This is a genomic window from Polymorphospora sp. A560, from assembly GCF_045781765.1.
Classification (GTDB): Bacteria; Actinomycetota; Actinomycetes; order Mycobacteriales; family Micromonosporaceae; genus Polymorphospora; species Polymorphospora lycopeni.
This window is the reverse complement of the sequence record NZ_CP122282.1, coordinates 2,594,740-2,607,456: the sequence shown is the minus strand read 5'-3', so window position 1 is coordinate 2,607,456 and position 12,717 is coordinate 2,594,740. Positions and strand designations below refer to the sequence as shown.

Here is a 12,717-nt window from a genome sequence, read left to right as displayed (position 1 = left end):
CATGTCCGGCTGCGCCGCAGCGGCGTACGGCAGCGTGCAGCGCCGGACCGGGGGGACAGATGACACTTGGCATACAGCGGTTCGGTCGCGACGCGACCGTGACCGCGGTGACGCACGCCGCGAACGTGTGGACCTCAGCGGATCCGGTCGGTCAGCGGTGGCGGCGGGTCACGGAGCTGCACGGTCTGGTCGGCATTGCCCATCTCATCAGGGGCGAGCAGATGCCGTCGCTGGTGCAGTTCGTCGACGGGCTGACCGGACCGCTCGCGCCGCTGCTGCCCGCCTCCCTGCGACAGGACTGCGACGACGTCCCGCTCGTCGAGCAGGACCAGTTGTCACCGGCGGCGGCTGACCTGCTGATGGAGAACCTTGCACCGTCGCTGGCCCCCCAGGACGTCGCCGGATGGTCGATCCCTCAGCTGGGCGCGGAGAAGGTACAGGGCTGGCTGTACGGGCAGATGCTCAACACCGGCAGCGAAGAGGGCTACCGCCGAGCCCGCAAGGCCGTCATCGACAACGCCGCTGGCGTGATGCACATCGTGCTCGACGCGATCAAGGCCGCCGGGCTGCCCCGCGAAGGGCTGGTCGAGCAGATTCCGGCCTGGGCCTGGGTCCTGCACGAAGGCGAGCGGTACTGGTTCGGCTGCCCCGTGTGCCGCTACCCGATGACGGTACAACTCGGGCGGGTCGCCTGCCTGTACCCGCCGCACGACAAGGCCCTTGGCGGACCTGTCACAGTGCGGACCCCGAAAGGCCGCCGGCCTGCCGTCGGGGCGTGGAATCACCAGCGGGTGACCGACCTGGGTGGCACCGACGCGATCGAGGCCGCCACTGTGGAAAGCCATGTGTGCCTGGTCCGGCCAGCATGGCGGTACTCCGTCATCCCCGGCTGCGAGGAACTCCGGCTGTACCGGCTGCTCTCGGTGATGCCGGACGTGTCGGTGACGCTCTGGCCCTTCACCGACCGCTACGACCTGCACGTGCAAGCGGGTCGCCGCCGGCTGCCGTGGCGGGTGGATGTGAAGGACTACGCCGACCCGGCGAGGCTCGTCACCGAACTGGTCAGGAAGGATGCCGTGCGCGACCCCTCGGTCGTGATCGTCGTGCCAGACTATCGAAGCAGCCAGGTTGGTGTCCTCAACGAGCGGCTACGGCGGCACCTCGGCACCCGCCGGACCGTTGCGATGACGTCGGCCGTCTTCCTCAAGACGGTGGCGAAGGCGGTGGGTGCGTGACCGGCCGCCCCCGACACCGCAGTGCACCGGCACAGCAGCTGACCGGTCCGTCGCTTCGCCTCGCGCTCGGCCTCGCCGAGTGCCTGCTGCCGACCACCACCTACGACGGTTCTCCCGCCGTCGACCCGCGCGATGCCCGTTTCCTGCTGTCCGGGCAGTTGGGTGTGTGGGACCGCTGGCGGGACGGACTGTCCCCCGAGCATCGGCACATGATCGACCGGCTGCTGGCCCTTCGCCCCCGCAGGCTGGCGACCGAAGGTGGCTTCCGAGTGAGCCTCGCGGTGCATCTTCGCAACGGTCGCTCGCCCCGATACACACCGTTCGGAGACCTGCTGCAGGTCATTGACGGCGTGCCCGTGGAACAGCTGTTGAGCGCCGCGTTGGCCGAATTGGATGCTGCCACGTCGCCGCCGGCGGCACCACCAGCGGCGCAGGCAGGACGGACCTACAACTCGTCGGTCTTTCTCACCGGTACCGGTCGGGAAGAGTACCGGCGCAATACCTACCAGATTCCCGAAATCCCGGCGGCGGTGGCGCAGCCATCGCCGATCGAGGTCCTCGACACGCCCGCTCCGCAGCACCTCGTCCTCGACATGGATGAACTGCGCGCAACGGCCAAACGGATCGACGACGCCCGTGCAGGTGCGTCGTTCAGCCTGTTCGACGCGCTGCAGTCGTTCACCACAGGGCTGCGCAGCCCAGCCGGTCACCCACTCCAGCGGCTGAGGCTCCCGGCGGGTCCGTTGACGCTCGCGATCGCGCCCACCGGTTCAGGTAAGAGCATCCTGATGCGGGTCGCCGCCACGCACTTGGCGGAGCAGGGCCACGTACCGGTGCTACTGGCCCCGGACATCGAGAGCACTCTTGCCCTGGTCGCTGACATCCGCAGCGACCTGACCGCACTGCGCCGTCCGGACCTGCCGGTCACCGCGTTGATGTCGTCACGCCGCCTGATCGATGTGGCGGTCCGCCGCAGCGAAGACGCCAACGACGATCCTGTCCGAACTCGGTGGACCTGGCAGGAGATCGGGTACTCCTGCCTGCTGCCCGCCGACAACGGCGCGGCCTGGCAACCGGGGCAGGAACCGTGCACCGATCTGCAGGAGCCGGGTGAGGAAGGACGGCACCGCTGCCCGCTGATCGGGGTGTGTCAGAAGTGGGCACCTTGGCGGCAGGCTGCCGGCCCCGCGCGAATCATCGTCACCAACCACGCGTACTTCCAGCAGGGCTCGCTCCCCGTGCCGGTCATGGTCAACGGTGAACTCCACGGCCGCATCAGCGCCCAGGCGTTCCTGATGCGCCGGGCGAGCGTCGTCATGATCGATGAAGTCGACGCCTTCCAAGCGCACGCGGTCAGCCGGTCCGGCCGCACCCTCGTGTTGGCCCGACGCGACACCCAACGGCTCCTGCTCGCCAAGCTCGACGAGCAGCGCCAAGCGCAGGTGTTCTCCCGACACGTACCTCGTGACCTCGAGCTGGACTTCCAGCGGGTGATCCACCGGCTGGAGTTTCTCTCCGAACGCTATCTGGCCGCGGTCGTCAACGAGTTCATCGATCCACGCGACCCGCTCGGATCCCGTCAGGCCCGCCTGCATCTACCCCGACGCTGGGACAACCTGCTCGCATGCCGGCTCTGTGGTCTCGACGAGTTGGAGGAACGCCCCAGCGATGACCAGCTCGAACACTTCAGCGGCCTGTTCACTGTGTTCGACCCCGCTGACCTTCCCGACGGGTGGGCAACGCTGCGTCAGCAGTTGCGGCTGGTGGTGTCCGACCATCCCGACGCCGACCGGATCGACCAGCGCCGTCAGGACGTCATCGACGCGCTCGGCAAGCTCCCCGACATCACCGTGGCCGACCCGCTGCAGACTGCGCATCTCCTACTGCGTCGGGCGTTCCTCGGTGAACTGCAACAGGGACTCGCCGAGCTGGAACGGCTCCTGCCGCTCATGCGCGACAGCGGCATGCGCCTCGCCGACGACATCGAAGCCGCCCTCGACCGCGGCTCCGCCTGGCAGGCCACCCCCGAAGGACCGATCGGCCGGGCAGTATTCGGATTCGCCGTCACCGGCGACCAGAACGATCCCAGCGAACGGCAGCTCAACGCCGAGATCATCTCCGGCGATCCACACGCCTACACCGCGGAACTGGGAATGACGACCGCACCCGCCCTGACCGGGACACCGCGCATCGTGCTGGGCATGTCCGCAACCGCCCACCTTCCGGGCGCGCCCACGACCCACGTACACGCCGAGGTCGCCTGCTACTACCCCGACGACGCCACCGCCGGAACCGGGAAACTGACGGTCAGCAACGCCGCCGTCAACGACGCCACCAACCGCGGCATCACCATCTCCGGCGCTGCCCGCAACCGCAAAGCACAACTCCTGGGCGACATCGGCGCTGCTCTGTGGGAACAGACGCTCGAGCCCCGGCTCACCAACCTCCAACAGCACCCGCACCGCCGCGACCGGGCCCGAGTCCTCCTCGTCACCAACTCCTACGAGCAGGGCGTCGAACTGTGCCGGGGCCTGATCCGCGGCGGCGCCCACCGAACCCGCATCGCCATCGCCGTACCCACCGACGGACCACACGATCTGCAGATCCCTGACGACGTGCTAGCACTACCCGCCACCAGGCTCAGCGCCTTCCCGGACACCGGCCGCGACGTGCTCATCTCCCCATTCGCCCGAGTTGCCCGCGGACTCAACATCGTCGTCGGACGCCGCTCAGCGCTCGACTCGATATGGGTCTGCGTCCGCCCGATCAAACTCATCGACGAACCAGCAGCGCTCGTCGCCCACTCCGGCGCCCACGCCCGTCGCAACCGCCACCCCGCCGCGGACCCCCGCCGCGAACTAGACGCCCGCCACGACCTCGCCGGCAAACACCTCGAAAAGATCAACCGCTCGAACCCGGCGTTCGGCCGGCTCCCCGCCGACGTCCGAACAGCGATATTCGCCGACGTCCTGGCCGACCTGATCCAACTCGCCGGCCGGGCCCGTAGAGGCGGCACCGACACCACGCTCTACCTCGTCGACAACGCCTTCCACCGCGGCGGCGCCGCCCCCGGCAGCGACTTCAGCTCCCTCGTCCACGCACTGCACCGCCACTGGCACGACACCAACGCACTCGACCAGGTCAAGGCCATATACGGCACCACGCTCGACGCTTTCCTCGACTTCGCCGGACTCACCGACAGGACCCGCTAGCCATGCGAACTCTCGCCTTCCCCTACACCGACGTCATGGCCCGCCCGGTCTACTGCTACACGTTCACCAACGACCTCAACGACAGCTGGCAGGACCTCACCCGCCGATACACCCGCCAACCAGAACAACTGCCCTACCGCGAGCTCACCCTCGCACTGCGGTACGTGTCCCGCGACTACGCCACCATCCGCAAGGACCCTGTCGGCGCAGGTACATTGCTGCTGACCCGCAAGAAGCTCGACCCGGACATCATCAGCCGACTCTTCGCCGCGTTCGAGCGAGGACTCGCCACCCGGCACAACAAGCCGTTCGACAACATCCTCGCCGCCCACCTGCAAAACCTGCACCCACGCACCCTGAAGATCGCCGGCCACCTCAAAGCCGGCGGCAACGCACCCGCCTGGGTCTACGACGTTGCCACCTGGCACGCGGTCGAACTCCTCAAAGGCGGGTTCAAGCTCCCTAACGGTGAACACATCACGTTGCGGCCGGACACCGACGGCAACCTCGTCGCCTACGACCACCCGCTGCCCGAACAGCACCCCCGCGGCGAACAGGGCATCCACTACATCAGCTGCACTCCCATGACGCTGCCCGGCTACCCCGGCATTCTGCTGAACCTCGACGCGCACATCAGCGCCACCACCGGCTGGCCGGGCAACGCCCGCAGCCTGTGGATCGCCCCCGACGAGCACGGCCTGCTCCTCACCTCGAGCCAGAGATACGACCGCGTCCGCAACGTCAACCTGGTCACCGGCATGCTGCCCGAGCTCACCGACTCCTTCTCCATCGACGGCGTGCCCACCGAGTTCACCGCCGCCGACCTGCGCGAGGCGAAGCCCCGCCTGCGGGCCCGACATGCCAGCAAGCCCGATCGTCACCCGATCGCCTCCGGTCCGGGGCGCAAATTCCTCGAGACGCTGCTGGAACACGCCACCACCCGACTCGGCACCGACTCGCTGACCCTCACCGATTCCAAGATCCGCAACCTCGATGCGCCGCCAGCGACCGGCGACGACCGTGCCGACACTCTCAGCGCAGCCGTTCTCACCGCTACGCGTCCGTTGCACCTTTCGGTCGTCTACACCGACGACATCCAGCGCGCCAGGGCCGCAGCCGCCATCACCGGCCTGTTCGACATCGTTCCCGAAGCCCTGACCGGCAGGACCGCGACACTGCTCGACGGTGCACTCACCGTCACCTTCACCAGCGTCCCACCGTCCACCTTGCTCGATCCGAGTTTGCCTGACCGCCGCGTCGAACTCGTCACCGAACTCTGCCAGCACGTCCCGCCCGGCACCCGGCACATCGCACTACTCGACACCGACAAGCAGCGGGCGGCGCAAGGAAGCGGCACCCACGACCCCAAGCCCCAACTCCGTCAAACGCTCGCTGCGCGGGGCGTCGTCAGCCAGTTCCTGGACGTCGGCTCAGCGCCGGCACCCGGAAAGGTTGATCACCCGGCGCAAGCCGCCCTACGCGACCTGCTCCGCGCAGCCGGCCTCACCGCAACTACGCCCACCCGGGTTTTCGCCAAACCCTTCACCGGGCACCAACCATGCGTCATCGTCGGCATCTCCAGCCATGAACGGCAACGCCCCGCCCGGCGGATGGTCAGCCTGGCAGCACTCGTCACCGACGGCAGCGACGCACCTTGGCAACTGCTCGGTTACCATCCCGACGCCCGCGGCTGGAACGAACTGCCCGACGCCATCGCCGCCCACCACGCAACCGTCCTGACCCGCTTCGACCATCGCGACGTCGCAACCCGCTCCGGACAGGCCCGCGACTACGCTGAGCGGGCGCTGCATCAACTCCGCGCCCGTTTCGACGACCTGCCCATCATCATCTACCTGGACACCTCCGAACGGCACCCCGTCTGGCCCGGCCTGCCCAACAACAACCTCGCATCCACCGAACCAGGACACCTTCCACATCTGGCCCTGCCCGACCGACACAACATCGCAGTCATCCGCGTCGGCATCTCAGCCGGCCGTAAGCTCCCCCAGCCCGTACGAGACCTCGCCGCACGACAAGGCACCGATCCGGCCCTCGTCCCCGGCAGCACCAAGCTGTACCAATTGCCCGACAGCACCGCAGACGTCTACTACCTCGTCAACCGATCACGCAGCGACCAAGCCAAAGACTTCGGCGTACGCCCCGGCCACCGCATGACCAGATTCGAAGTCACCGCAGACCACAACGCCATGAGAACCCCGTGGCATGCCATGACCTGCACCGAATTCGTCATCCTCGACCACGGAGGATTCAGCCGTGAGCAGCTCGCAGCGCTCAGCGCCCGGCTCTGCGGTTACCCCCTGGCCTGGGACGGCCGGACCTCTTTACCCGCTCCCGTCCATCTCGCCGCCCAGGTCCTCAACGACCATCCGGATCTCTGCACGAACTGACGGAAAGCGGTGCTCCTGGCGCGGTCCAACATCGCGCCAGCGGCCTAGACTGGCGCATCTGCCACCGGTGGAACGCTGCGATCCTGGGTGCCGGACACCGGTCTTGAGGTCAAGGCGCGTCGTCCGCGGGGCCCGACCTGCCGGGTGGATACGGTTCGAAGGTGGATGTGCGCGTAACCGCGATCGTGGTTGAGGACAGCGACCGGACCTTGCTTCTGAACCAGGAAACCGAGACCGAGCGGCCGTGGAGCCTTCCCTGCGGCAAGATCGATCCGGGAGAGACGGCCGAGCAGGCGTTGATGCGCGAGTCGCGGGAAGGCTACGGACCCTGGCCGACGTGTTCGCCTAATTAGGCGTGAACGTGCGCGGTTCGGTCCGTCGAGACCAGAACGGCCGCGCCGATGCCAGCGCAACCACGCACCTATTGGACGAATTCCATGAGTTGCGCGGTGAGTTCGGTCGGCTGTTCTTCGAAGATCCAGTGGCCAGAGTCTTCTATGACGCCGCCGGTTACCGTTGTGGCGTATTGCGCGACCTGGGCGGGTACCGCCTCGCCGAGGCTGGCCCGGGCGCCGAGTGCGAGAACCGGCATGGTCAGTTTCGTCTTGCCGTACTCGGCGTTGTCGGCGATGTCTTGGGGCAGTGTTCGGAAGTAGTCGAAGCTGGCTCGCAGGTGATCGTCGTCTTGCAGGTGCCGGGCGTACTCGCGGACATCGTCATCACTGATGCCGGTCTTCTGGACTTCCATCGAATCGGTGAACCGATCGACCCAGAGGGCCTCGCGACCGTTCACGATCTGTTCCGGTAGGCCGTTCGGGAGGCTGAAGAAGCCGAAGTTCCAGAAGCCGGGTCCCTTCGGAGTCAGTGACGGGGCCTGGTACAGGCTCTGGTCAGGGATGGGTGCTTCCGTGAGCACGAGCCTGCGGACGTGATCGCGGTGAGCGGCGGCGTACGCGTAGGCGACCATGGTCCCGATGTCGTGTCCGACGACGCTGACCTCGTCATCGAGGCCAAGCTGGGTGAGCAGGCCGTACACGTCACCGGCGAGGGTCTTCTTGTCGTAGCCTCCTGCCGGGGCGTCGCTGCCGCCCGCTCCCCGAAGGTCGGGCGCGATGACCGTGTGGTGCTCGGCGAGCTGTGGTAAGACCTTGCGCCACATGTACCACGTCTGGGGATAGCCGTGCAGCAGCACCACCGTTCTGCCCCGACCGCCCCGAACATAGTTGATCGCGACATCGCCGACCTGCGCAGTCTGCTCGGTGAAGGAACCCGGAATCCGCTCGCCACCCATTACCGCTCCCTCTGCTGACACCCGCGGTCCGCGGGCTACCCAGCCCCAGGGCCCATACACCTCCCGAACACCGGTGCAGGTCCACAACGAGGCGAGTCCCGACGAGGGAACATGCGGCAGCGAGCAGGACATGGACACCGCGACGTGGTCGGCCACCTCGGCGACGACGGCGAGTGGATCTGCGACTTTGCCGCATCGGCGGGCGCTTGGCACGATCAGGCTAATGTGACGGCCCGTCACCTCCGCGATCCGATCCCGGGCTCAGGCGGGTGTCCTCATACCCCGATCTCGGTGACCGCCACAGCAGGCAACGATGCTCCCACCCGTGGACTACCGCCTCGGACGCTGCGGCTACGATTCCGCGCCTCTGCCCGGCGTCCCGGTCGAGCATCTGCCCGAGCGGGAAGCACGTCGACCGGACATCCGTCTCGCCGAACAGCCGGGAACGCCGGCGTGGATCTGTGGACGGACCGCCGTCGAAGGCCAGGGGCGATCTCACATCCGACCGCTCGAACATGCCGAAGCTCTACCAGGACCGCCGACGCGGATGCGCCGGGGACAGCGAGCCGAACGGGCGCAGCCCGCCAACTACTCCCCCATGCTTGCGGCCGCCGCCGGTGCCCTCAAGATGCCGCCAGCCCGGTCTTGTCCGGCCTGACGGTTCGGCCGTACTGAGACAGAACCCTGCCTATTGCCTCCCTTTGCTGCGATTCGAGGCCCGGTTGCCGCGCAGCCGATCCGGCGGCGCTGTAGTCCGATAGGGACGAGCGTTGCCGGCGGCAGCAGACGCGGACCGCATGCGTGGGGCGTTGTGCGGCTGACTGCCGTCTACTTGTTCGTCGTCTGCCACGCGGCTCCCCCTCGAACCCACCACCGGCTTCATCCACTCAACGAGCAAGACCGTTGCTGGAAACGCCCGGGTAACCACCAAATGAGGTTGATCGGCCCAGGACAGCGGGCCGACTGGAGCCCAAGGGGAAAACTCGCAGCTGATTCAAGTGACGACTAGCAGTAGGTCTGACCTGCTGAAACGCGTCCCGGGCGCCAGAAGGGCGGGGTACGTTGCTTGGTGTTGGGTAGCTGGCCGGGCACCTCCACGGGTTCTCATCGGCCAGCGGATAAGGGGTGCCGGGTCGCGACAACGGGTCGACCCGGCACCCCGGCACCCGGCACGCCTCACCCGAGACACCGGCAACCGTCGGCCTAGCAGGTTGCCAGAGCGATCGACCTGGTGCTGCTCACCGTCGTCGGCCCGGACCCGGTCGGCATGATCACCGTACCCGGCGAACGGTTGGACAACTCGTCACCGCTGACCCTGGCCCTGCTGACCCTGGCCACCTGCCAACTCGGGCTGATCCTGCTCGCCCGCCAGCTGGTCGAGCGATGGCTACGCCGTGCCAGTCCCTGGCGGGCCGTCGTCGCGATGAACACAGTCGTGCTCACCGTCTTCCTGTGGCACCTGAGTGCGGTCGTGATCCTGGTCGGCGTACTGAACCTCGCGCATTGGCTGCCATCCGCGGGAGAGGCAGGGTGTTGTGGGAGTCGACTTCTATGAGCCGCTGGCCTGGGCGGCGGGCGTCATCGTGGCCCCAGCGGCCTGCGACACGGCGTCTCGCCACCACCACGCGAGACCGTCGACGTACAGGCACGTTCTCTGAGGTCTATCAAGACCTACGCGCCCCGACCGGCGCCGCGGAGACAGCGGCCTCCACCCGCTGAGCCGGGCCTCGCAGCCCCATGCAGCGGTTGCTGGCAGATCCTGCAGCGGACCGGCGGTGTCGGCGACACCGTCGAGCGGGCGCAGTTGAGCCAGTCGCCGCCGGCCCGAGCAGCCGGTACGGATCCGTCGGCAGCCGGGAACCAGGCGAGTTCGCCGTCGGCCGAGTGATCTTGGTGGGCAGAGCGCCGCACGGCATCGACGGCAGTGGGGCGCCACACGGGGAAGGCGTCAGGTCCCGCGGAATCCACCAACCACGCGGGCCGCCGGCGCCTGGGCCGGTGGTGGCCATCGCGGGCTTTCGATGAGGCAGCGGTAGTGCTGTGACCGGAAACGTTGGCCGGGTTGGGTGACACGCCGGTCATCGTTACCGGTTCGGTGTCGGGCGGGGTTCAGGCTGTCGGGATGGCAGATGCTGTTCGGGCGCGTCGGCTCACCGATGACGAGGGTCGGCGACTACAACAGATCGTGCGGCGTGGGACGGGATCACCGGTCCGGCTGCGACGGGCGATGGTCATCATGGCCTCGGCCAGTGGGAACACCGTCCCGGCGATCGCTCGTTTGGTCCAGGGCGACGAGGATGCGATCCGTGAGGTCATCCACCGGTTCAACAAGATCGGTCTGGCCTGCCTGGACCCTCGGTGGGCGGGTGGCCGTCCCCGCCGGATCAGTGAAGACGACGAAGCGTTCATCGTCGCGACGGCCCGTACCAGACCCCAGGCGCTCGGTCAGCCGTTCACCCGGTGGAGCCTGCGCAAACTCGCCGACTACCTGGCCCACAACCGCGGTCCGCGCCGCGTGGTGGTCGGCCGGGAACGGCTGCGGGAGTTCCTGCACCGGCACGACATCACGCTCCAGCGAACCAAGACCTGGAAGGAGACCAACGACCCGAACGCCGAGGCGAAGCTCGCTCGGATCGAGGCAGTGACCACCGCCTTCCCGGACCGGGTCTTCGCCTTCGACGAATTCGGCCCGTTGAGCATCAGGCCGCACGCCGGCGCGTCGTGGACGCCGGCCGGGCATCCGGACCGGTTGCCCGGCAACTACCACAAGCTGCACGGCGTGCGGCAGTTCCACGCCTGCTACAGCGTCGGCGACGACACCATGTGGGGCGTCGTGCGGCGCCGCAAGTCCGCGGCGAACACCCTGGCCGCGCTCAGGTCGATCCGCAAGGCGCGGCCGGACGGCGCCCCGATCTACGTGATCCTGGACAACCTGTCCGCGCACAAAGGCAAGAAGATCCGGGCCTGGGCCGCACGCAACAAGGTCGAGCTGTGCTTCACCCCGACCTATTCGTCCTGGGCCAACCCGATCGAGGCGCACTTCGGACCGCTACGGATGTTCGTCCTCGCCGGATCGAACCATCCCAACCACCCGGTCGCGACCCAAGCCCTGCACAACTACCTACGCTGGCGTAACGCCAACGCCCGCCACCCGGACATCCTGGCCGCCCAACGCCGCGAACGCGCCCGCATCCGCTCCGAACGCCAACGACGCTGGGGTCAGACCACCGACCGGGCAGCGGCCTGACCAACCCGGCCAACGTTTCCGGTCACAGCAGTAGTCGACACCCAGCCTCCAGTTGCCCGCCGAGCCACCGCTTCTGGGCAGGGCGTATCCGGTGTAGGTGGGTCGAAGTTGCCGAGGCGGTGGTACCTGAGTGGCTTCGCGACGCGGGACGGCAACCGAGCGCGCAGAACTCTTGAGCAAGGTCCTTGACGCAGCGTATCGAGCGCAACCTCCTTCGAGCGAGTTGTCGCAAACGGCGATCTACGCGGCGGGCGGTGATACCGCCGAACACCGCCCACTTTACGCAGCAGTGAACAATGTTTTGTCTTGCTAAACCACCGTCGTCATGGACATCATCAAGCCGTGATCCAGCTCGAGCGTGTACAGACGCCCGCTCACCGAGGCCAACATCTGCTCTACCGCACCCCACAGGTCACGGTCGTCACCCCTACCTGTTCCAGCCACTCCGACAGGAGCCGCCATGCCGAGAATCCTGGTCATCAGCCCGAGCGGCACCGACCTCCACAACGAGCATGATCTCGCCATCGCCCGCGCTGCGGCGTCCCCAGCAACCGAGGTCGAAGTGCGTCACCTTCCCGCCCTTCCGGTGAGCGCGTACATCCCGGCCGAGGATGTGCTGCTGTCCCCACTACTCGCCGCGGTCCGCCGTGGCCACGAGGAGGGATTCGACGCCATCGCCATCGCCTGCGCGTCCGACCCCGGCGTGCGCGAGGCGAAGGCGTTGGTGCCGACACCCGTCACCGGCCCTTTCGAAGCGGCGTCTCGCGTCGCGGCTGCCTTTGGTCGGTTCTCGGTCATGTACCCGGGCGTAACATCAGGCCCGGGCGAGAACCTTCCTCAAAATGCCAACTGGATACGCCGACTGGCACGGGACTACGGCGTACTCGACCTGCTCGGCCCGAGCGCTCCGGTTCCAGTCATCCGTCCGGCCGACGAGGTCACCTCGACACTCCACGACCAGGAAACCCAAGCCAGGGTCACCGGTGGCCAGGTCCGAGAGAACATGACCGCAGCCATCCACGGTCAGGGACCAGCGATCGCCGAACATCTGTGGCGCAACGGCGAAGCCCAAGCCATCTTCGTCGCATGCACGTTCTGGTCCGGCCAACTGGGGTCAATCCGTGACACGGTGCCGATTCCGATCATCGACCCGGTCAAGACGCTCGTGCGCTATGCCGAGGTGCTGGCCGCCGCATCCCTCGGCAACTGAGATCGAACGTCGGAGCCCGAGACACCAGGATGGATCCTGTCTTCGACATCGGCGAGCTTCAGGCACCGGTTGCAGACACGTATCGGAGATCCCGAAATCCTGCGCGACCTGCCT

The 12,717-nt window shown here is 67.5% G+C and carries 9 protein-coding genes; 7 read left to right on the top strand and 2 right to left on the bottom strand.

All coding sequences use genetic code 11. The features are described 5' to 3' along the window. The first annotated feature begins 233 nt into the window (after positions 1 to 233). The 4 genes from QCD66_RS11890 (at position 234) to QCD66_RS11875 (ending at position 7,208) form a co-directional block, all read left to right on the top strand. Positions 234 to 1,235, top strand: a complete 1,002-nt coding sequence (locus tag QCD66_RS11890; protein ID WP_375736804.1) for a hypothetical protein — start codon at positions 234 to 236, stop codon at positions 1,233 to 1,235. Beyond that, complete coding sequence (locus tag QCD66_RS11885) at positions 1,232 to 4,447, top strand: hypothetical protein (RefSeq protein WP_375736803.1); 3,216 nt, start codon at positions 1,232 to 1,234, stop codon at positions 4,445 to 4,447. Before QCD66_RS11890 ends, QCD66_RS11885 begins: the two co-directional genes overlap by 4 nt. 35 nt (positions 4,448 to 4,482) lie before the next feature. Then, complete coding sequence (locus QCD66_RS11880; RefSeq protein WP_375736802.1) at positions 4,483 to 6,855, top strand: RNaseH domain-containing protein; 2,373 nt, start codon at positions 4,483 to 4,485, stop codon at positions 6,853 to 6,855. A gap of 161 nt (positions 6,856 to 7,016) precedes the next feature. After that, a complete protein-coding gene (locus QCD66_RS11875; protein ID WP_375736801.1) occupies positions 7,017 to 7,208 on the top strand; it encodes an NUDIX hydrolase in 192 nt (63 codons plus the stop codon). A 68-nt stretch (positions 7,209 to 7,276) separates the two neighbouring features. Here the strand turns inward: QCD66_RS11875 and QCD66_RS11870 are convergent, their stop codons facing one another. Next, positions 7,277 to 8,146 (bottom strand): alpha/beta fold hydrolase, encoded by an 870-nt coding sequence (locus tag QCD66_RS11870; RefSeq protein WP_375736800.1) that lies wholly within the window; start codon positions 8,144 to 8,146, stop codon positions 7,277 to 7,279. Between the two features lie 220 nt (positions 8,147 to 8,366). Further along, complete coding sequence (locus QCD66_RS11865; protein WP_375736799.1) at positions 8,367 to 8,663, bottom strand: polysaccharide deacetylase family protein; 297 nt, start codon at positions 8,661 to 8,663, stop codon at positions 8,367 to 8,369. Between the two features lie 714 nt (positions 8,664 to 9,377). On the opposite strand from QCD66_RS11865, the gene QCD66_RS11860 reads away from it, so the two are divergent. From QCD66_RS11860 to QCD66_RS11850, 3 genes are all read left to right on the top strand, one after another. Next, on the top strand, positions 9,378 to 9,701 hold the full coding sequence (locus QCD66_RS11860) for a hypothetical protein (RefSeq protein ID WP_375736798.1): 324 nt from the start codon (positions 9,378 to 9,380) through the stop codon (positions 9,699 to 9,701). A 567-nt stretch (positions 9,702 to 10,268) separates the two neighbouring features. Beyond that, positions 10,269 to 11,393 carry an IS630 family transposase gene (locus QCD66_RS11855; protein WP_407567120.1) on the top strand — a complete coding sequence of 375 codons (1,125 nt, stop codon included), beginning with the start codon at positions 10,269 to 10,271 and terminating at the stop codon, positions 11,391 to 11,393. 460 nt (positions 11,394 to 11,853) lie between these two features. Further along, positions 11,854 to 12,603 (top strand): aspartate/glutamate racemase family protein, encoded by a 750-nt coding sequence (locus tag QCD66_RS11850; RefSeq protein WP_375737305.1) that lies wholly within the window; start codon positions 11,854 to 11,856, stop codon positions 12,601 to 12,603. Positions 12,604 to 12,717: the final 114 nt, after the last annotated feature.

What these genes read in the sequence shown, in the direction of transcription:
- QCD66_RS11880 (WP_375736802.1), top strand. Translation starts at nt 4,483, where the DNA reads ATGGCCCGCCCGGTCTACTGCTACACGTTCACCAACGACCTCAACGAC.
- QCD66_RS11870 (WP_375736800.1), bottom strand. Translation starts at nt 8,146, where the DNA reads ATGGGTGGCGAGCGGATTCCGGGTTCCTTCACCGAGCAGACTGCGCAG.
- QCD66_RS11865 (WP_375736799.1), bottom strand. Translation starts at nt 8,663, where the DNA reads ATGTTCGAGCGGTCGGATGTGAGATCGCCCCTGGCCTTCGACGGCGGT.
- QCD66_RS11855 (WP_407567120.1), top strand. Translation starts at nt 10,269, where the DNA reads ATGGCAGATGCTGTTCGGGCGCGTCGGCTCACCGATGACGAGGGTCGG.
- QCD66_RS11850 (WP_375737305.1), top strand. Translation starts at nt 11,854, where the DNA reads ATGCCGAGAATCCTGGTCATCAGCCCGAGCGGCACCGACCTCCACAAC.